Here is a 23819-nt window from a genome sequence, read left to right on the forward strand (position 1 = left end):
CCGCGCGGCGAAGCAGGAGCTGTTGCGCGCGCGGCGAAGCAGGACCTGTTGCGCGCGGAGGGCGCCGGGCAGCGGGCGAGGGGGAGCAACCCCGCGGGGTCACGCCTTGAGCGCCGCGACCGCCGCGCGCGCGAGCTCGTCCACGTACCCCTTCGGCAGGGGCGTACGGACGACGACGAGGCGCCAGTAGAGCGGGCCGACGGCCAGGTCGAGGGCCTTGCCGGGGTCGGTGCCCTCGGGGAGTTCGCCGCGTGCGACGGCCGCGCGGACGACCTGGGTCATGACGCCCTGCTGCCCGTCGAGCAGCACGGCCTTGACGGTCTCGGCGATCTCGGGATGCCGGGCGGCCTCGACGAGCAGGTCGGGGATGACCTGCGAGGCGACCGGGTGGCGCAGGGCGTGCGAGGCCACTTCGAGGAGGACGCGCAGGTCCCCGTACAGGGAGCCGCTGGCGGGGGCCGGCAGGCCCTGGGCGGCGAAGGCGCCGACGAGGTCGAGGACGAGGGAGAGCTTGGACTTCCAGCGCCGGTAGACGGCGGTCTTGCCGACTCCCGCGCGGCGCGCGATGCCCTCGATGGACATCCGGGCGTAGCCGACGGCCGCGAGCTCCTCGAAGACGGCGGCGCGGATGGCCTCGGTCACGTCCTCGCGGAGTACGGCGGCACCGGCGGGGGCGCGGCGGGGGGTCGGGTCGGTCATGAACGGCATCCTAACCAACGGCGATGTCCCGGAGGCGTTACGACGATACGGTTGCGTTCCGACGCATGGGCGCCCTAACCTCCCCGTAGCGACGATACGGACCCGTCCCATCGCCGACGGCAGCACGCACCCCCCCGCACCCTCGTCGAAAGCGCCCGCCCGTGACCACGACCCTCGCCCCACCCACGCAGCCGGCCGCCCCCGCGGAGCAGGAGGACCTGGCCGCCCTCGCCCGCCGCCACGGCCTGAGCGTCAGCGGGGCCCGCCCCTCGCTCCCCTCCTATGTGCGGCAGCTCTGGTCCCGCCGCGACTTCATCACCGCCTTCGCGACCGCCCGGCTGACCGCCCAGTTCAGCCAGGCGCGCCTGGGCCAGGTCTGGCAGGTGATGACCCCGCTCCTCAACGCGGCCGTGTACTACCTGATCTTCGGCGTCATCATGAACGCGAAGAACGGCGTGCCCGACTACGTCCCCTTCCTGATGACCGGCATCTTCGTGTGGACCTTCACCTCCAACACGGCCCTGGCCGGCACCCGGGCGATCAGCGGCAACCTGGGCCTGGTCCGCGCCCTGCACTTCCCGCGCGCGAGCCTGCCGATCTCGCTCGCGTTCCAGCAGCTCCAGCAGCTGCTGTTCTCGCTCGCCACCCTGGCCGCGATCCTGGCCTGCTTCGGCGAGTTCCCGACCTGGAGCTGGCTGCTCGCCGTCCCGGCGCTGTTCCTCCAGGCGCTGTTCAGCACGGGCCTGGCGCTCGTCCTGGCCCGGGTCTCGGCCCGCACGCCGGACGTCAGCCAGCTGATGCCGTTCGTGCTCCGCACCTGGATGTACGCCTCGGGCGCCATGTTCTCGATCCAGAACCTGGCGCACAGCGGGCGCTTCCCGGAGGCCGTGGTGCTGGCCCTCCAGTGCAACCCGGCGGCGGTCTACATCGACCTCATGCGCTTCGCTCTGATCGAGAGCTTCACGGCCTCGCAGCTGCCGCCGCACGTGTGGGCGCTCGCCGCCGGCTGGGCCCTCCTCGTCTTCGCGGGCGGTTTCATGTGGTTCTGGAAGGCGGAGGAGACGTACGGCCGTGGCTGAAGACCCGAAGACCCCCACCGTCATCGCCGACGGCGTCCACGTCACGTACACCGTCCACGGCGGGCACCCCGGCGGCCGGGGCGCCGCCACCGCCGCCCTGGGCCGGATGCTGCAGCGGCGCACGGCGCCGGCCGGCCGCCGGGTCCACGCCGTGAAGGGGGTCAGCTTCGTCGCGCACCGGGGCGAGGCGATCGGCCTGATCGGTTCGAACGGATCCGGGAAATCCACCCTCCTGAAGGCCGTCGCGGGCCTCCAGCCCGTGGACCGGGGGCGGATCTACACCCATGGACAGCCCTCCCTCCTCGGCGTCAACGCGGCCCTGATGGACGATCTGACCGGCGAGCGGAACGTGATCCTGGGCGGCCTCGCCATGGGCATGAGCCGCACGGAGGTCGAGGAACGCTACGACGAGATCGTCGACTTCTCCGGCATCAACGAGAAGGACGACGCGATCTCCCGCCCGATGCGGACGTACTCCTCCGGCATGGGCGCCCGGCTGCGCTTCTCCATCGCCGCCGCCAAGAGCCACGACGTGCTCCTGATCGACGAGGCCCTGTCGACCGGCGACGCGCGCTTCCGCCGCCGCAGCCAGCAGCGGATCGACGAGCTGCGGGCGGAGGCGGGGACGGTCTTCCTGGTCAGCCACTCGAACTCCACGATCACGGAGACCTGCGACCGGGCGCTGTGGCTGGAGGCGGGGACGCTGCGGATGGACGGCCCGGCGAAGGAGGTCGTGGCGGCATACGAGGAGTTCACGGCCAAGCCGGGCGCGAAGAAACCAAATAAATAGGACATTGCGGGCTAAAGTGCGGTGGGATGACGAACGATCACCCGCAGCCCGACCCCCTCCGGTCGCCGCCCCGGCCCACGAGCGAACCCCCCGCCCCGGACCGGTCCGGAAGCGAACCCTCCACCCCGTCCCGGTCCGGAAGCGAACCCCCCACCCTCACCGGGTCCCCCTTCGACTCGGACACCTTCACCTCCGCCACCTTCGTCAGGATCGGCAACGGCCCCTACCTCGCCCTTGCCGTCGTCTGGCTCCTCACCCGGGCCGGCATGCTCCTGCTCCTCGTCCGCGACAACCTCGGCATCGGCGGGGTGGCCCGCGAGGTGGACCTCTACCAGTACTGGTACGGGAAGTTCGCCGAGGGCACCTTCCCGCCCGGCGACGTCACCTGGCAGTACCCGCCCGGCGCGGGGCTCGTGATCATGTCGCCGGGCGTCCTCCCCTGGCTCACCTACTTCCAGGCCTTCGTCGCCCTCACCGTCCTCGCCGACGCGGTCGTCACGCTCGCCCTCGCCCACGCCGACAGCGCCCGCCTCACCCACGGCGCCCTGATCTGGGTCCTCGGCCTCCCCCTCCTCCTCCACCTCCCCTTCGCCCGGTACGACGTCCAGACCACCGCCCTCGCCGTACTCGCCCTCCTGGCCCTCGGTACCCGCGCCACCGCCACCCGCCGGCTCGGCGGGGCGCTCGCCGGGATCGGCGCCATGGTCAAGGTGTGGCCGGCGCTCGCCCTGATCGGCACGCCCCGGGGCCGTACCACCCGCGAGGCCTGGACCGCCGCCGCCGTCACCGCCCTCGCGCTCCTCGCCACCCTCGCCCTGTTCTTCTCCGACGCGCTGGGCTTCCTGCGCCAGCAGGGCAGCCGCGGCATCCAGATCGAGTCCCTGTGGGGCACGGCCCTCGCGGCGGCCCGCGCGAGCGGCATCTGGCCGGGCCGGATCGAGTTCCGCTACGGGGCCTACGAGTACGTCGGCCCGTACGTCTCCAGCCTCGGGCACCTCGCCCTGCTGCTCACCGTCATCGCCTTCGGCTGGCTCCTCCTGTGGCGCCTCCAGGCCCGCCGCTGGACCGACGCCACCCCGTTCGACGCGGCCCTCGCCGCCGTCCTGCTCTTCACCGTCACCAGCCGGGTGATCAGCCCCCAGTACATGATCTGGCTGCTCGGCCTCGCCGCCGTCTGCATGACCTCCCGGGCGACCGTGATGCGCCCGGTCGCCCTGCTGCTCCTCCCGGCGGCCGCCCTCAGCTCCCTCGCGTACCCCGTCCTCTACGACGACGTCGTCACCGGCACCACCACCGGCCTGGCCGTCATGGTGCTCCGCAACGCCCTGCTGCTCGCAGCGGCCCTGCTCGCCGCCCGCCGCCTGTGGACCTCGACGACCGGAGGGCCGCCCGACGCCTGAACCCACCCCACCGGAAAGGGAATTCGACAAGATCCACCGTGTCGTAGTCTCGTCCGGCAAGCGCTGCCGACTCCTGCGCGGCGGCGACACCCGGAGCAGGGGAGGCTCACATCGGTACCGGCGTCGACGACGTGCTCACGCCCCTCGGACCCGACGACCCGCGGGACGTCGCCGGATACCGGCTGGTCGCCCGGCTCGGCGCGGGCGGCATGGGCACCGTCTACCTCTCGCACACGCGCGGCGGCCAGCCCGTCGCCCTGAAACTGATCCTGCGCGAGCACGGCCAGGACCCCGAGTTCCGGCGGCGCTTCGAGCAGGAGGTGCGGGCCGCCCGCCGGGTGCGGGGGTACCACCTGGTGCCCGTCGTCGACCACGACACCTCGGGCGCCTCCCCCTGGCTGGCCTCCGCCTTCGTCCCCGGCATCGCGCTGCACGAGGCGCTCGGCGCCTTCGGGGCACTGCCGCCGGCGACCGTCTTCCCGCTCGTCGGCTGCGCGGCCCGGGCCCTGACCTCGATCCACGCGGCCGGGGTCGTCCACCGCGACCTGAAGCCGAGCAACATCATGCTCGCCCCCGACGGCCCGTACGTCATCGACTTCGGCATCGCCCGAGCCGCCGACGCCACCCAGATCACCCGCAGCGGGCGGATCATCGGCACCCCGCAGTACATGTCACCGGAGCAGGCCCTCGGCGAGCCGGTCACCCCGGCCTCCGACGTCTTCTCCCTCGGCCTGATCGCGGCGGTCGCCGCCACCGGACGCCATCCGTACGGCGACGGCGCGGCCTTCACCGTCGGCACCCGGATCGCCAACACCGCCCAGCGGCCCCCGGAACTCGACGGCTACCCGACGGAGCTGCGCCCGCTCCTGGAGCGCTGCCTGGCCGCCGACCCGGCGGCCAGGATCACCCCCGCCGAACTGACCGACTGGTGCGAGCGCGCCACGGGCCGCCCGCTCACGACGCTCGGCGACTGGCTGCCGGCCCCCGTGGCGGAGGCCGTCGACCGCCGCGTCCGTGCGGCCGCACAGCCGGCAGCCGGAGACACCCCTCCCCCACCGCCGTACGAGCCGACCCGCCCGGACACGCCTCCGCCACCGCCCCACGAGCCGACCCGCCCGGACACGCCTCCGCCACCGCCCCACGAGCCGACCCGCCCGGACGCGCCTCCGACCGGCACCCCCTACGCGCCGACCATGGACGCCCCGGCCCCGCCGCCACCGCCACGGTTCGGTCCGCCGACCGCGGCCCCCGCCCCAACCCAACGGCGGCAGGTCCGCATCGCGCTGGCCGTGACGGCGGCCGTCCTCGCGGTCGCCGGCGTCTGGGGCGTCGCCCAGAGCCTCGGCGACAGCGGCGACGGCGGGAACGACGCACGAGGAGGAGGCGGCAGACCCACCGCCACGGCCTCCACCACACCCTCCGCCAAGCCCTCCACCACCCCGTCCAGCGGCGGCGACGAAGGCACCCTCCTCTTCAAGGACCGTCCCTTCGCTCTCCGCGCCCCGGCGGAACCGGGAATCGCCATGGCCGACCTCGACATCCCCGCGGTCGACACGAGCGCGAAGTTCAACACTCCCGAGGCCGAGCTGGTCATGAGCGAGGTCTCCGGAGGCCGCTGGGAGTTCCCCAACGGCATGGGCAAGAGCACCGGCAGGACGGCCTCCGAGTGCCTGGAGGGCGCCCGGAGCAACGCCCTGCCCGACAAGATCGACGCCAAGGACCTGCGTACGGAGATCCCCGTGGGCACCCTCCTGTGCGGCACGACCAGCGACGGCCGGCTCGCCCTGCTTGAGATCACCAGGATCACCCAGAACGCCGAGAACGACCTGCCGGACTACTTCGCCAAGCTGACGGTCTGGAAGCCCTAGAGGCTCCGTGCATGAGGAAGGGCCCCACCGGAACACCGGCGGGGCCCTTCCTCATGCGCGGAATGCGCGGATCAGCTGTGCGAACGGAGCAGCGTGCGCATCGTCCGCATCGCCACCGACAGGTTCGCCAGGTCGAAGGTGTCCGAGCCCTGGATCTCCTCCAGGGTCGTCCGCGCGCGGCCCAGGATCGCCGCGTTCTTCTCCTCCCAGGCCTTGAACCGCTCCTCGGGGCTCGTCGTGCCGTTGCCGACCGTCAGGACGTCGGCGGTCAGCGCCGCGTGCGCCGCGAAGAGGTCCTCGCGGATCGAGGCGCGGGCCATCGACTGCCACCGGTCGCTGCGCGGCAGCTCGATGATGCGGTCCATCAGGTCGGTGATCCGCAGCCGGTCGGCCAGGTCGTAGTAGACCTCGGCGACCGCGAGCGGCTCCTTGCCCATGCGGTCCGCGATCGCGACGATGTCGAGCGTCGGGAAGGCGGAGGAGAAGCCGGCGACGCGGAGCGCGAGCTCCTCCGGCACGCCGACCTCGGTCAGCTCCTCCAGGATCGACTGGTACCACTCCAGGTCCGCGCCGCGCAGCAGCTGCGGCAGCTGCGCCCAGACCTCCTCGACGCGGTCGGCGAAGAACTCGATCGTCTCCGTGAGCTGGAGCGGCTGCGGCCGGTTGTTGAGCAGCCAGCGGGTGCCGCGCTCGACGAGCCGGCGGGAGTGCAGCCGCATCCGGGTCTGGATCTCGGCCGGCACCACGTTGTCGAGTGCCTCGACGGCGTCCCAGACCTGGCCGAGGCGGAAGACGACCCGGGCGGCGGTCTGCGCGCGGACGATCTCCTCGATCGACGCGCCGCTCTCCTCGCGGAGGCGGTGCAGGAAGGTCGAGCCACCGGTGTTGACGGTGTCGTTGACCAGGACCGTGGTGATGATCTCGCGGCGCAGGGCGTGGTTGTCGACGGCCTCGGTGAACTTCTCGCGCAGCAGCGTCGGGAAGTACGCGTGGAGCAGCCCGCGCAGGTACGGGTCGTCCGGCAGCTCCGTACCGATCAGCTCGTCGGCCACCGTGATCTTGGTGTACGCGAGGAGGACGGCGAGCTCGGGCTGGGACAGGCCCCGGCCGTTGTTGAGGAGCTCGCGGATCTGCCGGTCGTTGGGCAGGAACTCGAGCTGGCGGTCGAGGGCCCCGTCGCGGCCCAGGCGGCGCATGAACCGCTGGTGGGCGTGGAGCAGGGACGGCGACTGGGCGACGGCGTTGGCCAGGGCGGTGTTCTGCGCGTAGTTGTTGCGCAGGACGAGCCGGCCGACCTCGTCCGTCATCTCGGCGAGGATCTTGTTGCGCTGCTTGACGGTCATGTCGCCCTCGGCGACGAGCCCGTTGAGCAGGATCTTGATGTTGACCTCGTGGTCGGAGGTGTCGACGCCGGCGCTGTTGTCGATGGCGTCGGTGTTGACCTTGCCGCCCTGGCCCTCGGGGCCGCCGGCGCGGGCGAACTCGATGCGGCCCAGCTGGGTCGCGCCGAGGTTGCCGCCCTCGCCGATGACCTGGGCGCGGACGTCCTGGCCGTCGACGCGGATGGCGTCGTTGGCCTTGTCGCCGACGTCGGCGTTGGACTCGGCCGAGGACTTCACGTACGTGCCGATGCCGCCGTTCCACAGCAGGTCGACGGGCGCCTGCAGGATCGACTTCATCAGATCGGCCGGGGTCATCTTGGTGACGCCGTCCTCGATGCCGAGGGCGGCCCGCATCTGCGCGTTGACCGGGATGGACTTGGCGCTGCGGGGGTGGATGCCGCCACCCGCCGAGAGCAGCGAGGTGTCGTAGTCCGCCCACGAGGAGCGCGGCAGGTCGAAGAGCCGGCGGCGCTCGGCGTACGAGGTGGCCGCGTCCGGGTTCGGGTCGATGAAGATGTGGCGGTGGTCGAAGGCGGCGACCAGGCGGATGTGCTCGGAGAGCAGCATGCCGTTGCCGAAGACGTCGCCGGACATGTCGCCGACGCCGACGACGGTGAAGTCCTCGGTCTGGGTGTCGTGGCCCAGCTCGCGGAAGTGCCGCTTGACGGACTCCCAGGCACCGCGGGCGGTGATGCCCATGCCCTTGTGGTCGTAGCCGGCGGAGCCGCCGGAGGCGAACGCGTCGCCGAGCCAGAAGCCGTACGCCTCGGCGACGCCGTTGGCGATGTCGGAGAAGGTCGCGGTGCCCTTGTCGGCGGCGACCACGAGGTACGTGTCGTCCTCGTCGTGGCGGACCACGTCGACCGGCGGCACGACCTCGCCCGCGACCAGGTTGTCGGTGATGTCGAGCAGCGCCGAGATGAAGGTCTTGTACGAGGCGATGCCCTCGGCCAGCCAGGCGTCGCGGTCCACGGACGGGTCCGGGAGCTGCTTGGCGACGAAGCCGCCCTTGGCGCCGACCGGCACGATGACGGTGTTCTTCACCATCTGCGCCTTGACCAGGCCGAGGATCTCGGTACGGAAGTCCTCACGGCGGTCGGACCAGCGCAGGCCGCCTCGGGCGACCTTGCCGAAGCGCAGGTGGACGCCCTCGACGCGCGGGGAGTAGACCCAGATCTCGAAGGCGGGGCGCGGGGCCGGCAGGTCGGGGATGGCCTGCGGGTCGAACTTCATCGACACGTAGGAGTGCGGCTTGCCCTCCGCCGTGGTCTGGAAGAAGTTCGTCCGCAGCGTCGCCTTGATGACGGTGAGGAAGGACCGCAGGATCCGGTCCTCGTCCAGGCTCGCGACCTGGTCGAGGGCGGCGTCGAGCTCTTCGAGGAGCGCGTCGATCAGCTCGGTGCCGGCGCGCTGCCGCTCCGGGGCCATGCGGGCCTCGAAGAGGTTGACCAGCAGCCGGGTGGTGTGGACGTTGTTGCGGAGGGTGTCCTCCATGTAGTCCTGGCTGAAGGTCGAAGCGGCCTGGCGCAGGTACTTGGCGTAGGCGCGGAGCACCATCGCCTCGCGCCAGGTGAGCCCGGCGGAGAGGACGAGCGAGTTGAAGTTGTCGTTCTCGGCCTGGCCGGTCCAGGTGGCGGCGAAGGCCTCCTGGAAGCGCTCGCGGGCGTCGTCGCCGAGGTAGTCGCCGTTCCCGGTCTGCGTGGGCATCCGCAGGCCGAAGTCGTAGATCCAGACGTTGCTGCGGTCGGCGAGGCGCAGCTCGTACGGGCGCTCGTCGGTCACCTCGACGCCGAGCCGGTTGAGGACCGGCAGGACGGCGGAGAGGGAGATCTCGGCGCCAGTCTTGTAGATCTTGAAGCGGCGCTCGCCGGCGCCGGAGGCGACGGGCTCGTACAGGGAGAGCGCGAAGTCCTTGCCGCTGCCGGCGAGGGCCTCCAGGTGGCACAGGTCGGCGACGGCCGCGCGCGGCGAGTGGTCGGCCTTGTAGCCCTCGGGGAAGGCGTTGCCGTAGCGGCGGAGGAGTTCGGCGGCGCGCTCCTCGCCGAGCTCGGCGTTGAGCGCCTCGCCGAAGCCGTCGGCCCAGGAGCGGGCGGCCTCGACGAGCCGGGCCTCGATGCGGTCGACGTCGGCGTCGGTGAGCTTCGCCAGCTCGGTGCCGGGCTTGACGCGGACGACGAAGTGCAGGCGGGAGAGGATCGACTCGGTGTTCCAGGCGGTGAAGTCGACGCTGATGCCGTCGAGCTCCTCCTTCAGGATGTCGATGATCCGCAGCCGGACGCGGGTCGTGTAGCGGTCGCGCGGCAGGTAGACGAGGGCCGAGTAGTAGCGGCCGTACTCGTCCTGGCGCAGGTAGAGCCGCAGCCGGCGCCGCTCCTGCAGGTACAGGACGCTGGTGACGATGGACTGCAGCTGGTCGCTCGGGGTCTGGAAGAGCTCGTCGCGCGGGTAGGTCTCCAGGATCTGGAGCAGGTCGCGGCCGTCGTGGCTGTTCGGCGAGAAGCCGGCGCCCGCGAGGACCTCCTGGACCTTGCGCTTGACGACGGGGACCCGGCGGACGGACTCGGTGTAGGCGGCGGACGAGAAGAGGCCGAGGAAGCGGCGCTCGCCGATGACGTTGCCGTCGGCGTCGAACTTCTTCACGCCGACGTAGTCGAGGTACGAGGGGCGGTGCACGGTCGCCCGGCTGTTGGCCTTCGTCAGGATCAGCAGCTTGTGCTCGCGCGCCTTGGCGCGGGCGTCGGCGGGCAGCCGGCTGAAGGAGGGCGAGACGGGGTGGGCGTGGTGGCCCTGGTCGTCGGCGCCGTGCAGCGGGTCGGAGCGCAGGATGCCGAGTCCGGTGCCGGGCACGGCGGACAGGGCGTCGCCGTTGACCAGCTCGTACTCGCGGTAGCCGAGGAAGGTGAAGTGGTCGTCGGCGAGCCAGCGCAGCAGCTCCTGGGCCTCTTCCACCTCGGTGGGCCGCAGGTCGGAGGCGGTGGGCTCGCCGGAGAGGCCGTCGGCGATGCGCAGGGCGGCATCGCGCATCTTGTCCCAGTCCTCGACGGTCTCGCGGACGTCGGACAGGACGCGCAGCAGGTCGTTGGTGATCTGCTTGAGGTCGGCCTTGTCGGTCTCGCGGTCGATCTCGACGTGGATCCAGGACTCGGTGAGCGCGTCGTGCGGCAGCTCGCCGTGGATCTGCGTCGACAGGACCTCGATGAGCTTCCCGGCGACGTCACGGCGGACGAGGACCTGCGGGTGGATCACGACGTGGATGCCGCGGCCCTGGCGGGACAGCTCGTTGGTGACCGAGTCGACGAGGAAGGGCATGTCGTCGGTGACGACCTCGACGACGGAGTGGCTGCTGGTCCAGCCGTTCTCCTCCACCGTCGGGGTGTGGACGCGCACGTTCGCGGTGCCCTGCGGACGGTTCTCCGCGAGGCGGTAGTGAGAGAGCGCGGCACCGAACACGTCGACCGGGTCGCGGTCGGCGAGGTCCTCGGGCGCGGTGTGCAGGTAGTAGCGCTGGAGGTAGTCGAGCACGGTGTCCCGGTCCGGACGCTCCCCCGCGCCCTCCGGGCCCGTCGGAAGTCGCCCCCCGACCGGGCTGTGCTCAGCTACCCGAGCGGCCCTCTCGAGCAGCTCGGCCTTTGCTTCGTCCAGCTTGGTCTGCATGTCCTCTGACTCCTGTCGCGCGCCGTTGCGTGACGTCGGTGGAAGAAAGGGCACAACGCCACGACGCGGTGATTCCGGTCGAAGGAGACGTTATGCCCGAATGAGAGACGCCCGGACCGAAACCGGCCACGAAGTGCGGCACGCCCGGGCGGAGGGGATCGGCGAACGCACGGTCGGCCCGGCCGCTGTCGCGGACCGGACGGCAGCCGGGGGCTCCACTGCCCCCATGGCGTATCGCGCTGATCACGGCAAAAGCCTATCGCTCATGACCCCCGAACCGTCATGAGCCGTATGCGTACAAAAGAACGGGGGAAGTTTGACGATATGGACAGCGACACGTGTCCTCTTGGCAAACCACCCCGTCAGGGGCAGCGTGTACGCAAGCATGGGCACAACACGACAGACCGACCATCTGTGATCTGGGAGAGCCATGGCGAAGATCCTGATCGTGACCGGGGACGCGGCGGAGTCGCTGGAGGTGATGTACCCCTACCAGCGCCTCCTCGAGGAGGGCTACGAGGTCGACATCGCGGCCCCGGCCCGCAAGACGCTCCGCTTCGTCGTCCACGACTTCGAGCCGGGTTACGACACGTACACGGAGAAGCCGGGCTACACCTGGCCCGCCGACCTGGCCTTCTCGGAGGTCGACCCGGGCGCGTACGTGGCGGTGGTGATCCCGGGCGGCCGGGCGCCGGAGTACCTGCGCAACGACCCGGAGCTCCGCAAGATCCTCAAGGCCTTCTTCGACGCGGACAAGCCGGTGGCCCAGATCTGCCACGGCCCGCTCCTGACGGCGGCGATCGGCAGCCTTGAGGGCCGCCGCGTCACGGCCTACCCGGCCCTGGAACTCGACATGCAGTCGGCCGGTGCGACCTTCCAGGACACCGCGGCGGTCGTGGACGGCCTCCTGGTCTCCTCCCGAGCCTGGCCGGACCACCCCACCTGGATGCGCGAATTCCTGAAGGTCCTCCGCGCGAAGGGCTGACACAGGCGTACCGGGGTTGTGGGCATACGTTCCGCAACGGGGGTCCCCCCTGGACGAAGTCCTTGGGGGAGGAACGGGTGGGCACAACCCCCCACCGGGCCGCACCCGGCCCCACCCCACCCGCCCACCACCGGACGGAAGCCGTCAGACCAGCTCCTCCGCGACGGCGACGGCCTCGGCCAGCGAGTCGACCACCGGCACCCCGACCCTCGCGAGCGAGGCCCGGCTGTGCGAGCCCCCGGTATAAAGCACGGCCCGCGCCCCCACATGCGCCGCCGCGATCGCGTCATCGGCGGCGTCCCCGATGACCACGACCCGTTCCGCCGAAACGCCCAGCGCGGCCAGGTGCCGCACCATGTGCCCCGACTTCCCGTCCGTCGACGCATCGACGCGCCCGTCCACCCGGAGGAACCGCTCGGCGATCCCGTACCGCGCAACGAGCGGCACGAGATCGGCGTGCGGCGCGAGCGACAGCAGCGACTGCGTGAACCCGGACTCCTGCCGCGCGGCCAGCAGCTCCGCCGCCCCGGCGGTGAGCGTGCAGGACTCGGCCCGCGCCCAGTAGTGCCGGTGGAAGGTCCCGTCCATGAGGGTCCACTCCTCGTCCGTGGGCAGCCGCCCCATCAGCCGCTCGTAGAACTTCGGCACCGGCACCGTGTACAGCTCGCGGTACCGCTCGAGCGTGATCTCTTCGAGCCCCAGCTCCGCGAAGGCCGCGTTCGTCGCCCCGATGACCGCGCCGATGTCGTCGAGCAGTGTGCCGTTCCAGTCCCAGACCAGGTGTTTTCCGTGCTTCCCCATGGACAGAGACGGTACCTGGCCCCACCGACAGGGACGTCAGCCCAGGAGACCCGGGATCTCCTGCACCCCGAACCACAGCAGCTCGTGGTCCTCGGCCCCGTCCACGACGAACTGCGCGTCGTCGTCGCCCTGGTCCGCCGCGCCCAGCGCGTCCGCCGCCGCCGTGACGTCCGCCTCGGCGTCGTCCGCGTCGGCGTGCACGGCGGCCGCCTTGGCCAGGGGTACGGCTCCGGCGATGCGGACCTCGCCGATGGAGCCGGCGTCGAGCCCGCGGTCGGGGTCGACGGTCGCGTCCTTGTCGGCCACGTCGACGGCGACGACGACCCTGCGCCGGGGCGCCTCGGGATCGCCGGCGAGGAGTCGCAGGGAGGCGGACGCGGCCCGGTTGAGCGCCGCGTACTCCAGCTCCTCGATGTCGTCGGAGACGTACCACTCGCGCAGCGCGGGGGTGACGGCGTAGGCGGTCAGCGGACCGGGGCCCAGCTCGCCCGCCTTGTGCGCCTGTGCGAGACCGGGGAGGGTCAGGGGGACGTAGACGCGCATGGCAGGCCGCTTTCGTAGACGGAGAGGCCCTCAGGATACGTGCGGAGTCCCCCTTCGGGGCGGCGGGCCGGAGCAGCCGTCCGTCCACCGCGGAAGGCCGCTCGCCGAGCCGCCGGAGAGCCGGTTTCCGACCGCGTCACCCTGATAGGTGATCCGTTTTCGGGACCGCCCGGCCGCGGCGGCCTCCTTGCGGGGCCCCGGAGTCCCCCCGTACAAGATCCCCAACGGAAGTTACCGACTGGTACCACTCGGTTACGCAACGACAGGGGCTCGCCATGGACGCCACGCTCATCACCACGCCCTCCCCGCTCCCCCGCCCCCGCACGGCCACCGGCGGACCGGCCGGCACGCGCCCGCGTGGGGCCGCCGGGGCCCGCCCGCGCGGTTCCGCCGGCACCCGCCCCCGCACCCCCGCCCAGGCCGGCCCACCCCGTACCCCGGCCCAGGCCGGCCCGCCCCGCACCGCGGCGCCCCGCACGCTCCCGCCGCACACCGTCTTCGCCGAGCGCCTGCTCGCCGTGCTCAGCGGGGAGCGGCCCGTCCACTGGATGCTCGGCCACACCGTCGGAGACGCGTACGAGCAGCTCGTCCGGCTGGCCCCGGAGACACCCCTGCGCTCCCACGGCCCGCGCCCGGTCCTGCGCCGCTGCTCGATCCAGGTGCACGCCCCCCACTCGGCGATCGAGGCCTTCGCGACCATCGCGACGGGCGCCCGCGTACGGGCCATGGCCTTCCGCCTGGAGCGCGGCGAGGACCAGCGTTGGCGCTGCGCCGCCGTGGAACTGGACGGCCTCGGCGCGGCCGCCCGCCACCCATGACGAAGGGGCCGGCCACCATCGGGCGACCACGCCGAAGGGACCGGCCGCAACTGGGCGACCGCACCCACGCCGAAGGGGCCGGCCGCCACCCGGCGACCGACCCCTCCGCACTGCTCAGAACGACTGCTCAGAGCGACTGCTCAAAGCGTCACTTCTTGCGGCGACGCCCGCCGCTCGCGTTCTTCTGCGCCTTGCGCCGCTCCGCACGCGTCAGCCCGTCGCCGGCGTCCCCGTCGTCGGCGAAGTCGCCCTCGACGACACCGCCGTCCCCGTCCACGGTCGGCGCGGAGAAGTGCAGCCGGTCCGGCCGCTGCGGGGCGTCGAGCCCCTTGGCGCGGATCTCCGGACGCCCGGCACCCGCGGGAACGGCGTCCTCCTTCGTGAGCGAGGGAGCGGACGCCTGCACCGGGACCTCCTCGACCTGCTGCTCGACCTGGACCTCCAGGTTGAACAGGTAGCCGACGGACTCCTCCTTGATGCCCTCCATCATGGCGGTGAACATGTCGAAGCCCTCGCGCTGGTACTCGACCAGCGGGTCCTTCTGCGCCATGGCGCGCAGGCCGATGCCCTCCTGGAGGTAGTCCATCTCGTAGAGGTGCTCGCGCCACTTGCGGTCGAGGACGGAGAGGACCACGCGCCGCTCCAGCTCGCGCATGATGTCCGAGCCGAGCTGCTTCTCGCGCGCGTCGTACTGCTCGTGGATGTCGTCCTTGATGGACTCGGCGATGAACTCGGCGGTGATGCCCGCCCGGTCACCGGCCGCGTCCTCCAGCTCCTCCACGGTGACCTTCACCGGGTAGAGCTGCTTGAAGGCGTTCCACAGGCGGTCGAGGTCCCACTCCTCCGCGAAGCCCTCGGCGGTCTCCTGGCGGATGTAGTCGTCGATCGTGTCGTCCATGAAGTGCCGGACCTGCTCGTGCAGGTCCTCGCCCTCCAGGACGCGGCGGCGCTCGCCGTAGATGACCTCGCGCTGCCGGTTGAGGACCTCGTCGTACTTCAGGACGTTCTTACGGGTCTCGAAGTTCTGGGTCTCGACCTGGGACTGGGCGGAGGCGATGGCGCGGGTGACCATCTTGTTCTCGATCGGCACGTCGTCCGGCACGTTGGCCATGGCCATCACGCGCTCGACCATCTGCGCCTTGAACAGGCGCATCAGGTCGTCGCCGAGCGAGAGGTAGAAGCGGGACTCGCCGGGGTCGCCCTGACGGCCGGAGCGACCGCGCAGCTGGTTGTCGATGCGGCGCGACTCGTGGCGCTCGGTGCCGAGGACGTACAGACCGCCGAGCTCCTTGACCTCCTCGAACTCCGCCTTCACGGCCTTCTCGGCACGCTCCAGGGCGCCGGGCAGGGCCGCGGCCCACTCCTCGACGTGCTCGACCGGGTCCAGGCCCGCCTGGCGCAGCTCGGCCTCGGCGAGGTCGTCCGGGTTGCCGCCGAGCTTGATGTCCGTACCGCGACCGGCCATGTTCGTGGCGACGGTGACGGCGCCGCGGCGGCCGGCCTGGGCGACGATCGTGGCCTCGCGCTCGTGGTGCTTGGCGTTGAGGACCTCGTGCGGGATGCCGCGCTTGGCGAGCTGCTGCGAGAGGTACTCGGACTTCTCGACGGAGGTCGTGCCGACGAGGACCGGCTGGCCCTTCTCGTGCTTCTCCGCGATGTCGTCGACGACGGCGGCGAACTTGGCGACCTCGGTCCGGTAGATCAGGTCGGACTGGTCCTTGCGCTGCATCGGCTTGTTCGTCGGGATCGGGACGACGCCGAGCTTGTAGATCTGGTGGAACTCGGCGGCCTCGGTCATGGCCGTACCGGTCATGCCGGAGAGCTTGTCGTAGAGGCGGAAGAAGTTCTGGAGGGTGATCGTGGCGAGGGTCTGGTTCTCGTCCTTGATCTGCACCCCTTCCTTCGCCTCGATCGCCTGGTGCATGCCCTCGTTGTAGCGGCGGCCGGCGAGGATACGGCCGGTGTGCTCGTCGACGATCATGACTTCGCCGTCCATGACGACGTAGTCCTTGTCCTTCTTGAACAGTTCCTTCGCCTTGATGGCGTTGTTCAGGTAGCCGACGAGCGGGGTGTTCACCGACTCGTAGAGGTTGTCGATGCCCAGCCAGTCCTCGACCTTGGCGACGCCCGCCTCGTGGATGGCGACGGTGCGCTTCTTCTCGTCGACCTCGTAGTCGCCGGTCTCCTCGATGCCCTTCAGCGGGTTGCCGGGCTCGCCCTTGCTCAGCCGGGTGACGAGCTTGGCGAAGTCGCCGTACCACTTGGTCGCCTGGTCGGCGGGGCCGGAGATGATCAGCGGCGTACGGGCCTCGTCGACGAGGATGGAGTCGACCTCGTCGACACAGGCGTAGTTGTGGCCGCGCTGGACGAGCTCGTCCTGGGACCACGCCATGTTGTCGCGCAGGTAGTCGAAGCCGAACTCGTTGTTCGTGCCGTACGTGATGTCGCAGGCGTACTGCTCACGGCGCTGGGCCGGCGTCATGTTGGCCAGGATGCAGCCGACGGTCAGGCCGAGGAACTTGTGGACGCGGCCCATCAGCTCGGAGTCGCGCTCGGCCAGGTAGTCGTTGACCGTGATCAGGTGCACGCCCTTGCCGGAGAGCGCGTTGAGGTACGCCGGGAGGGTGCCGACGAGGGTCTTTCCCTCACCGGTCTTCATCTCGGCGACGTGACCGAGGTGGAGGGCGGCGCCGCCCATGATCTGCACGTCGTAGTGGCGCTGGCCGAGGACGCGCTTGGCGGCCTCGCGGACGGTCGCGAAGGCCTCCGGCATCAGGTCGTCGAGGCTCTCGCCGTCGGCGTACCGCTGCTTGTACTCCTCGGTGAGCGCCCGCAGGTCGGCGTCGGAGAGGTTGACGAAGTCCTCTTCGATGGAGTTGACCTGGTCCGCGATGCGGTGCAGTTTGCGCAGGATCTTGCCTTCGCCTGCACGCATGAGCTTGTTGAAGACGGACACTGAGGCTGGTCTCCTTGCCGGTCGGGCCTGGCACTGGGTCTTGTGATGGACGCGAGCGCGGGCACGGCAGGTGGTCCCCACCGTAACGGCCATCGTAAGCGAGACCGCCCGTGCAGAGGGAGGCCCGCAGTGCCGGAGCCGTACGTCCGCCCGTATGGAGAACGCACGAGGTGGGCGGAAGGTGCCGCCCCATCCGAAAAGTGTTCGCTTCCGATCCGCGAGGTCAGCACAATCCCGGCATGGAACCGATCACCCTCACCACCGACCGGCTGCGACTGCGGATCCCCGTCACCGAGGACGTCGACGCGGTGTACGCGATCTGCCAGGACCCCGACATCCGCCGATGGACGACCGTCCCCGACCCCTACAAGCGCGAGGACGCGGAGTTCTTCGCGGACCGGCTGGTCCCGGACGGCTGGCGCGAGGACACCGAGTACACCTTCGTCGTGGAGCCCGTGGAGGGCGGCCCGCTGTTCGCCGCGGCCACCCTGTCCAGTCGCGGCGCGGGCGTCTGGGAGGTCGGCTACTGGCTGGCGAAGGAGCACCGCGGCGCCGGCCACATGACCGAGATCGTCCGCGCCCTCGCCCACTGGGCCTTCACCGGGCTCGGCTGCACCCGCCTGATCTGGCGCGCCGAGGTCGGCAACACCGGCTCGCGCGCGGTGGCCGAGCGGGTCGGCTTCGTCGTCGAGGGCGTGCAGCGCGCCGCCCTGGCCAACAAGGGCACGCTCCGGGACGCCTGGGTCGGCGCCCTGCTCCCGTCCGACTTCGGCCTGCCGAGCCCCCTGCCGTACCTCCCGGCCCCCGCCGCCTGAGCGCTCCCGTTGTCAGTGCCGGGACCTAGGGTGCGGTGCATGACGACTGCGCCGCGCCCCGCCGCCGAACTGTCCGCCGACGAAGCCCGCAGGCTCGCCCTGCGCGCCCAGGGGTTCCTGGGCGCGCCCGACCGCAGGGCCGGGGTCCGCGGGGTCCTCCGGTCGCTCGGCCAGGTCCAGCTGGACACCATCTCGGTCCTGGCCCGCTCGCACGAGCTCATTCCGTACGCCCGCCTGGGCGCCGTGGGCCGCCCGACCGTGGAGAACGCGTACTGGACCGAGGCTCACGCCTTCGAGTACTGGTCGCACGCCGCCTGCATCCTGCCCGTCGAGGAGTGGCCGCACTTCGCCTTCCGCCGGCGCGCCTACCGCGACCGCCCGCACTGGAGCCACGAGCTGTCGGCCGGGGCGTACGACAAGGTCATCGACCAGCTGCGGGCCGAGGGGCCGCTGACGGCCACCGAACTGGGCGGCGCGAAGAACAAGGGCGAGTGGTGGGACTGGTCCGACAGCAAGATCGCCGTCGAGCGGGCCCTGATGTACGGCGAGGTGGTCGTCACGGAGCGGCGCGGCTGGAAGCGGGTGTACGACCTGGCCGAGCGGGCGATCCCGCAGGCCCTGCTCCATGACGAGCTGGACGACGCCGAGTGCGTGCGGCGCCTGGTGCGGCAGGCGGGCGAGGCCCTCGGCGTGGGCACGCGCGCGGACATCGCCGACTACCACCGGATCAAGGCCGAGCAGTTCGACGCGGTGGTGGAGTCCTCGGGTCTGGTGCCGGTGACGGTGGCGGGCTGGGGGAAGCCCGCGTGGGCGGATCCGGCGGCGCTCGCCACCGAGCCGCGCGGCCGGCACCGGACGACGCTGCTCTCGCCGTTCGACTCTCTGATCTGGGAACGGCCGCGCACGGAGCGGATCTTCGGCTTCACGCACCGCCTGGAGGCGTACGTGCCGAAGCAGAAGCGGATCCACGGCTACTTCGCGATGCCGGTGCTCGCCGGGGGCCGCCTGGTGGGCCGGGTGGACCCGGCGCGGGAGGGCAGGACGCTGGTGGCGAAGCAGGTCTCCCTCGACGGCCCCAAGGCCGTGCCCGCGGTGGCGAAGGCGCTGCGCGAGGCGGCCGAATGGGTGGGCTGCGACGCGGTGGCGGTGGAGCGGATGGACCACCCGGAACTGCTGCCCGAGCTGCTCAAGGCCCTCGCCTGAGGGCCTGAGGGTCTGCCCGAGCTGCTCAAGGCCCTCGCCTGAGGGCCTGAGGGTCTGCCCGAGCTGCTCAAGGCCCTTGCCCGAGGGTCAGCGGATCTCCAGGATCTTCTCCCGCATCGCGTAGACCACGGCCTCCATCCGGGAGTGCAGTTGCAGCTTCTCCAGGATGTTCCGGACGTGGTTCTTCACCGTGTTCTCGGAGATGAACAGCTCCTTGGCGATGTCCCGGTTGTTCATCCCGGTCGCGACGAGCTTGAGGACCTCCAGCTCACGGTCGGTCAGCCGGGGGGCGGGCACGAGCCGGCGCTCGTCGGTGCGCTGGATCATCGACTTGAACTCGGTGAGGAGCTTGGACGCCATCGAGGGGCTGATCTGCGACTGCCCGTCCGCGACCGCGCGGATCGCGGTGGCGACCTCGTCGGTGGAGATCTCCTTGAGGAGGTAGCCGGTGGCCCCCGCCTTGATCGCGTCGTAGAGGTCGGCCTCCTCGTCGCTGATCGTCAGCATGATGATCTTCGCGCTGGGTGCCACCTCCTTGATGGAGGTGCACGCCTCGATGCCGCCGCGCCGGGGCATCCGTACGTCCATCAGGACGATGTCGGGCAGCAGATCGGCGGCCTTGTCGACGGCCTCGGCGCCGTCACCGGCCTCGCCGACGACCTGGATGTCCTCTTCCTGGGCGAGGACGATCTCGAGCCCACGGCGGAAGAGGGCATGGTCGTCCACGACGAGGACCCGGATCGGCTCTTTGCGGAATGCAGCGCTGTCCGAATCCGATCCCTCCGGGATCGGACCACCGTGCTCGCGCCCGCTGAGCACCGGCCCGAAGCTGTCCGCCATCGTTCCTCCCCCTGAAGGCCGTGGCCTGAATTCGTTTCCGGTCCTCCAACCCGTGCCCGCTCGGCACCGGTTGGCGTGCACGCCATAGTTTCATGCCCGGGCGACGACGGGGCGATCCGCAGACGCACGGGGGTGCCCCTGGGGGCGCGAAGTGCGCTCCAGGGGCACCGAGAGGGACACCTCAGTTCGGAGGGCGGTCCGGGGTGACGGTCAGCCGCCGAGCGCACCGCCCGCGCCGCCGAGGTCCTCACCCGCGAGGGGGTCGCTCTCCAGGTGGATGACGCCGTAGTCGTAGGCGTGCCGCCGGTAGACGACACTGGGCTGCTTCGTGTCGGAGTCGACGAAGAGGTAGAAGTCGTGCCCGACCAGCTCCATCTCGTAGAGCGCCTGGTCGAGCGTCATCGGTGCGGCCCGGTGGGTCTTCTCCCGGACCACGAGCGGGCCTTCGCCCTCGACCTTGATGGAGCCCATCATCGTGGTGGGCACCTTGTCGGTCTCGTCCACGGCCAGTTGGCCGTCTCCGTTGAGTTGGGCGGCGCCGGGCACCACGTCTCCCACCTCCGCCGCGGACAACCGGCCGCTGCCACGGCGGGTGTACCGCTTGTCGTGCTGCTTGCGCAGTCGCGCCTCGAGCTTGCCGTGGGCGAGGTCGAGCGCTGCGTACGGGTCGCCTGCCGCAGCTTCCGCCCGGATCACCGGGCCTCGGGAATGGACGGTGATCTCCACGCGGTCGGACCGGTCGGCCTGCCGCGGGTTGGTCTCCTTGGACACCTCGACGTCGAGGCTGATCACCTTGCCGTCGAGCTTCTGGATCTTCTCCAGGTTCAGCTTCTCGGCCACGTGCTTGCGGAACCGCTCGGGCACCTCGGTCTTGCGGCCCTTGACGACGATGTCCACGCAGAACTCCGTTCCCGGATCGCCCGGATCGGCTCCTTGGCCGCCGGGCATCTCCCTTTGCACCAGACTCCGGTGGTTACCGGAGCTCGGACTTGGCGACTTCGCCCTCCTCCTCCCCAGTCGACAAGATCCCCACCCCATCGACAAGAGGTTAATTCGCCCTGAACTCCTGTCCTGTAGGCGCAACCATGTATTCGGTGAGGCGATGGCATTCGCCATTCCTCACAACCGAACATAGCCCCTTCGGACGGGTGTCGGCACCCGCTACCGCGACATACCTCCGCTCGAGTGCTTTCACCTCTCACCACCTGCAACGATCCAAGTTTCTGGCGAGTTCCGGTTTATTTCGAACGAAGCGGGAGAGGATGCGATCACAGCCGCCACCCGCTGTTCGATTCCGTGCTGCGCCGAACCGGCCGGTAAGCCGTGCGGTATTCCAGGAATGAACGGAACGTGTACGGCTCCGAGGGCGCGCGCCGCCTCCGCGAGCGAGGCGCCCGTGGTCATCAGGTCGTCCACGAGAATCGCCCTTCCCGCCGTCAGCAGCCGCGCGCCGCCCGGCACGACCTCCAGCGCCCCGGACAGGTTCGCGAGGCGCCCGCGCGCCCCGAGCCCCGCCTGGTCCGCCACGTACCGACGCTGCCGCAGCACGGGCACGACCCGCGCCGGCCTCCCCGCGCGCCGCAGCCGGGCCGCCGCGGCCAGCGCGATCCGCCGCGTCGGATCATGGCCACGCGCCCGTACGGATCGCCGCGAGGACGGCACCGGTACGAGGAGCAGCGGACCGTCCGCGGGTCCCGCCCCTGGCCCGGCAGCGGCCTCCACGGCCCCGGCGAGGGCGCCGCCCAGGGGTCCGGCGAGCGTGAGCGCCCCGCGTTCCTTGTGGGCGATGAGCAGTTCCCGTACGGCGTCGGCGTACGGCGCGGCGGCGTGGACCACGGGCAGCCCGGCGGGCTCGGGCGCGGGCCGCACCCTGCGCGGCCGCGTCCCGGCGAGCGCGTCGGCGCAGGCCGGACACAACTCCGTCCGCGGTCTGCCGCAGCCTCCGCAGGCGACCGGCAGCACCAGTCCGGCGATCTCGCGCCACCACCCCCGCATGGCTCCAGGGTGCGCCTCCGGCCGCCTCCCGGCCACCCCTGTGGAAAACCCCCGCCGGGGGCTCCGGAGTACGTCAGGTGCACCCTGTACGCCCGGGGAGCCCCCGGCATCGTCCGGGGCGCGACACGTCCTCTCCGGCCATCCGGAACAGACCGGCTATCCGGGATAGACCGGCGAGAAGCCCTTCTTGGCCATCGGTTGCCAGTTCGTCCCCGGCGCCAGCCGGACGATGCCGTCGTTGCCGGAGTCGGCCACCACCGGCGACTTGTCCGTGTGCGGCGCGGCCACCGAGGTCACCCCGTTCAGACCGGGGAGCACCGAGCTCGTCGAGGTCGAGCCGTCGGTCTGGAGGTAGCGGATCTGCTGGACGCCGCCGGCCTCCTTGCCGACCACGACGAGCCGGCTCGGCCCCGCCCAGGAGACGGCCGTGACCGACTCCATCCGGGGCGCGGCGGGCTGCAGGGACTCGACGGAGACGACCGGCTCCTCGCCCGTCGTCTCCCGCTGGATCCGGCCGATCTGCAGGGTCGTGTGCTCGCCCCGCGTGACGACCAGGGCGATCCGTACACCGTCCGCGGAGACCCGCAGGGACTCGATGCGGGTGTCGTCCCCCAGCCACGGCGTGTGGACCTCGACGGGATGGCCGGTGCCGCCCGGCACCAGCCACAGCCGGGGTGCGGCGGGGTCGCGGTCGGCGACCCACAGGTCTCCCCTGCCGTCCCAGCTGGGCGCGGACAGCCGGTCGGCGGGCCGGGCGGCCTTGCTGGTCAGGACCGGCGGCAGCGGGTCCTGCTCGGTGGTGATGGAGGAGACGAGCAGCTCGCGGCCGGTCTGCCCGATCCCGGCGGCCCGGGTCTCGCCCCGGTCGACGGCGACCGAGCGGAGCGGCACCGTGCCCTTGCCGAACGGCCCCGGCACCTCGAGCGGCGCGTTCGCCTCCTTGCCGCCGACCAGGAGCATCATCAGCTTGCCGTGCTCGTCGACGAAGTACGGGTTCTCGTCGCGGTCGGTGTTCCGCACCGCCGCGAACTCGACCGCCTGCCCCCGGCCCAGCCGGCACAGCGACTGCCCGCCCGACCCCAGGAGCTCGACCTGCTCGACGTTGACGGAGGTCAGGTCGCGCAGCGTGAAGAGCAGCTGTGCCGCCATCCGCCGGCACGCCTCACCACTGGCCCGGTCCGCCTTGCGGTTGAGCGGCACCCGCAGCGTGGACTGGTCGTCCGTGGTCAGGGTGGTGACGCCGCTCTTCAGCTCCGTACCGGAGGGGAACTGCGAGTCGACGGCCGGCTTCAGCCAGTTCGTCGGCCCTTCGAGCAGCGCCTTGACCGTCTGCGTCACCGGATCCATCCGGGTGACGGGGTCCTGCCGCTGCCGGATGTAGACGGGGTCGGCGACGACCCAGTCCTCCCCGGAGGCGAAGTAGTACTTGTTGACCGACCGGTAGTTGCGGAGGAAGTCGGCCTCTCCGAGGATCAGGCCGGGCGGGAGGCTGTCGATGCGCCACTCCCTGCCCTTGCCGTTCGCCGCCGGCTGCTGCACGACGTGGATCGACTGCAGGTACTCGGTGGGGCTGACCGGCTGGTAGGCGTGGCGGTCGTCCACGGTCGCGATCATGCGGCCGGAGAGCGGGAAGGCACGCCCCTGGTTGTCGGGGTCGGCGTTGCGGTCGGCCGGACTGCGGCCGGGCGCGTTGGTGAGCACGGTGATGCTCTGCTCCGGCTTCCAGCTCCGCGCGGCCTTCTTCGTGAGGTACGTGCGGGCGGTGGCGAAGCCGGGGTCGTCACTGGTCATGGCTTCGAGGAAGCCGTCGACGATCTCGTCCGGGTCCGCGTTCTCGCGGGGTGCGACGGCGTAGACCCGTACCTGCGAGTCGCCCGTGTTGGACCCCTTCACCGGCGACACGTCCCCGCTGTCGGGCATCGTCGCGCACCCGGTCATCAGGAGCCCGCCGCAAGCGGCAACCACCACCGCGCGTGTACTCCGTCCCCGCC

17 protein-coding genes are annotated in these 23819 nt (G+C 71.4%); 8 read left to right on the forward strand and 9 right to left on the reverse strand.

What is annotated here, in order from left to right; translation table 11 throughout:
* Positions 1 to 99: 99 nt before the first annotated feature.
* Positions 100 to 699, reverse strand: a complete 600-nt coding sequence (locus SVTN_RS14600; protein ID WP_041133894.1) for a TetR/AcrR family transcriptional regulator — start codon at positions 697 to 699, stop codon at positions 100 to 102.
* Positions 700 to 860: 161 nt separating this feature from the next.
* Here SVTN_RS14600 and SVTN_RS14605 point away from each other — a divergent pair, with 161 nt between their 5' ends.
* The 4 genes from SVTN_RS14605 (at position 861) to SVTN_RS14620 (ending at position 5836) form a co-directional block, all read left to right on the forward strand.
* Complete coding sequence (locus SVTN_RS14605; protein WP_041129488.1) at positions 861 to 1778, forward strand: ABC transporter permease; 918 nt, start codon at positions 861 to 863, stop codon at positions 1776 to 1778.
* On the forward strand, positions 1771 to 2568 hold the full coding sequence (locus SVTN_RS14610; RefSeq protein WP_041129489.1) for an ABC transporter ATP-binding protein: 798 nt from the start codon (positions 1771 to 1773) through the stop codon (positions 2566 to 2568). Before SVTN_RS14605 ends, SVTN_RS14610 begins: the two co-directional genes overlap by 8 nt.
* Before the next feature lie 26 nt (positions 2569 to 2594).
* Complete coding sequence (locus SVTN_RS14615; RefSeq protein WP_425428975.1) at positions 2595 to 3968, forward strand: glycosyltransferase 87 family protein; 1374 nt, start codon at positions 2595 to 2597, stop codon at positions 3966 to 3968.
* 131 nt (positions 3969 to 4099) lie between these two features.
* Complete coding sequence (locus SVTN_RS14620; RefSeq protein WP_245727541.1) at positions 4100 to 5836, forward strand: serine/threonine-protein kinase; 1737 nt, start codon at positions 4100 to 4102, stop codon at positions 5834 to 5836.
* Between the two features lie 71 nt (positions 5837 to 5907).
* Here the strand turns inward: SVTN_RS14620 and SVTN_RS14625 are convergent, their stop codons facing one another.
* On the reverse strand, positions 5908 to 10872 hold the full coding sequence (locus tag SVTN_RS14625; RefSeq protein WP_041129490.1) for an NAD-glutamate dehydrogenase: 4965 nt from the start codon (positions 10870 to 10872) through the stop codon (positions 5908 to 5910).
* A gap of 430 nt (positions 10873 to 11302) precedes the next feature.
* On the opposite strand from SVTN_RS14625, the gene SVTN_RS14630 reads away from it, so the two are divergent.
* Positions 11303 to 11857 (forward strand): DJ-1/PfpI family protein, encoded by a 555-nt coding sequence (locus tag SVTN_RS14630; protein ID WP_041129491.1) that lies wholly within the window; start codon positions 11303 to 11305, stop codon positions 11855 to 11857.
* 144 nt (positions 11858 to 12001) lie between these two features.
* On the opposite strand, the gene SVTN_RS14635 is transcribed toward SVTN_RS14630, so the two are convergent.
* Positions 12002 to 12658 (reverse strand): HAD family hydrolase, encoded by a 657-nt coding sequence (locus SVTN_RS14635; protein WP_041129492.1) that lies wholly within the window; start codon positions 12656 to 12658, stop codon positions 12002 to 12004.
* A gap of 36 nt (positions 12659 to 12694) precedes the next feature.
* Positions 12695 to 13201 carry a DUF6912 family protein gene (locus SVTN_RS14640; protein ID WP_041129493.1) on the reverse strand — a complete coding sequence of 169 codons (507 nt, stop codon included), beginning with the start codon at positions 13199 to 13201 and terminating at the stop codon, positions 12695 to 12697.
* Between the two features lie 275 nt (positions 13202 to 13476).
* Between SVTN_RS14640 and SVTN_RS45520 the strand changes: the two genes are divergently transcribed.
* Entirely contained in the window at positions 13477 to 14019 is a 543-nt protein-coding gene (locus tag SVTN_RS45520; protein ID WP_245727542.1) for an Rv3235 family protein, read from the forward strand.
* Between the two features lie 148 nt (positions 14020 to 14167).
* On the opposite strand, the gene secA is transcribed toward SVTN_RS45520, so the two are convergent.
* Entirely contained in the window at positions 14168 to 16975 is a 2808-nt protein-coding gene (secA, locus tag SVTN_RS14650) for a preprotein translocase subunit SecA (protein ID WP_041129494.1), read from the reverse strand.
* 239 nt (positions 16976 to 17214) lie between these two features.
* Between secA and SVTN_RS14655 the strand changes: the two genes are divergently transcribed.
* Positions 17215 to 17790 carry a GNAT family N-acetyltransferase gene (locus SVTN_RS14655; RefSeq protein WP_041129495.1) on the forward strand — a complete coding sequence of 192 codons (576 nt, stop codon included), beginning with the start codon at positions 17215 to 17217 and terminating at the stop codon, positions 17788 to 17790.
* A 39-nt stretch (positions 17791 to 17829) separates the two neighbouring features.
* Positions 17830 to 18993, forward strand: coding sequence for a winged helix-turn-helix domain-containing protein (locus tag SVTN_RS14660; RefSeq protein ID WP_041129496.1), 1164 nt, complete (start codon positions 17830 to 17832; stop codon positions 18991 to 18993).
* Positions 18994 to 19080: 87 nt separating this feature from the next.
* Here the strand turns inward: SVTN_RS14660 and SVTN_RS14665 are convergent, their stop codons facing one another.
* From SVTN_RS14665 to SVTN_RS14680, 4 genes are all read right to left on the reverse strand, one after another.
* A complete protein-coding gene (locus SVTN_RS14665) occupies positions 19081 to 19833 on the reverse strand; it encodes a response regulator (protein ID WP_041129497.1) in 753 nt (250 codons plus the stop codon).
* 210 nt (positions 19834 to 20043) lie between these two features.
* A complete protein-coding gene (hpf, locus tag SVTN_RS14670; RefSeq protein ID WP_041129498.1) occupies positions 20044 to 20730 on the reverse strand; it encodes a ribosome hibernation-promoting factor, HPF/YfiA family in 687 nt (228 codons plus the stop codon).
* A gap of 294 nt (positions 20731 to 21024) precedes the next feature.
* The gene (locus tag SVTN_RS14675; protein ID WP_041129499.1) at positions 21025 to 21828 is read right to left on the reverse strand and encodes a ComF family protein; all 804 of its coding nucleotides are present in this window, start codon (positions 21826 to 21828) and stop codon (positions 21025 to 21027) included.
* A 156-nt stretch (positions 21829 to 21984) separates the two neighbouring features.
* Complete coding sequence (locus tag SVTN_RS14680; RefSeq protein ID WP_245727543.1) at positions 21985 to 23748, reverse strand: LpqB family beta-propeller domain-containing protein; 1764 nt, start codon at positions 23746 to 23748, stop codon at positions 21985 to 21987.
* Positions 23749 to 23819 lie beyond the last annotated feature (71 nt).

The sequence above is a fragment of the Streptomyces vietnamensis genome (assembly GCF_000830005.1).
GTDB lineage: Bacteria > Actinomycetota > Actinomycetes > Streptomycetales > Streptomycetaceae > Streptomyces > Streptomyces vietnamensis.

Bases quoted from the DNA above. Each gene is read 5' to 3' on its own strand.
- SVTN_RS14600 (WP_041133894.1), bottom strand. From the start codon at position 699: ATGACCGACCCGACCCCCCGCCGCGCCCCCGCCGGTGCCGCCGTACTC.
- SVTN_RS14615 (WP_425428975.1), top strand. From the start codon at position 2,595: ATGACGAACGATCACCCGCAGCCCGACCCCCTCCGGTCGCCGCCCCGG.
- SVTN_RS14625 (WP_041129490.1), bottom strand. From the start codon at position 10,872: ATGCAGACCAAGCTGGACGAAGCAAAGGCCGAGCTGCTCGAGAGGGCC.
- SVTN_RS14630 (WP_041129491.1), top strand. From the start codon at position 11,303: ATGGCGAAGATCCTGATCGTGACCGGGGACGCGGCGGAGTCGCTGGAG.
- SVTN_RS14635 (WP_041129492.1), bottom strand. From the start codon at position 12,658: ATGGGGAAGCACGGAAAACACCTGGTCTGGGACTGGAACGGCACACTG.
- SVTN_RS14640 (WP_041129493.1), bottom strand. From the start codon at position 13,201: ATGCGCGTCTACGTCCCCCTGACCCTCCCCGGTCTCGCACAGGCGCAC.
- SVTN_RS45520 (WP_245727542.1), top strand. From the start codon at position 13,477: ATGGACGCCACGCTCATCACCACGCCCTCCCCGCTCCCCCGCCCCCGC.
- SVTN_RS14655 (WP_041129495.1), top strand. From the start codon at position 17,215: ATGGAACCGATCACCCTCACCACCGACCGGCTGCGACTGCGGATCCCC.
- SVTN_RS14660 (WP_041129496.1), top strand. From the start codon at position 17,830: ATGACGACTGCGCCGCGCCCCGCCGCCGAACTGTCCGCCGACGAAGCC.
- SVTN_RS14665 (WP_041129497.1), bottom strand. From the start codon at position 19,833: ATGGCGGACAGCTTCGGGCCGGTGCTCAGCGGGCGCGAGCACGGTGGT.
- SVTN_RS14675 (WP_041129499.1), bottom strand. From the start codon at position 21,828: ATGCGGGGGTGGTGGCGCGAGATCGCCGGACTGGTGCTGCCGGTCGCC.
- SVTN_RS14680 (WP_245727543.1), bottom strand. From the start codon at position 23,748: ATGCCCGACAGCGGGGACGTGTCGCCGGTGAAGGGGTCCAACACGGGC.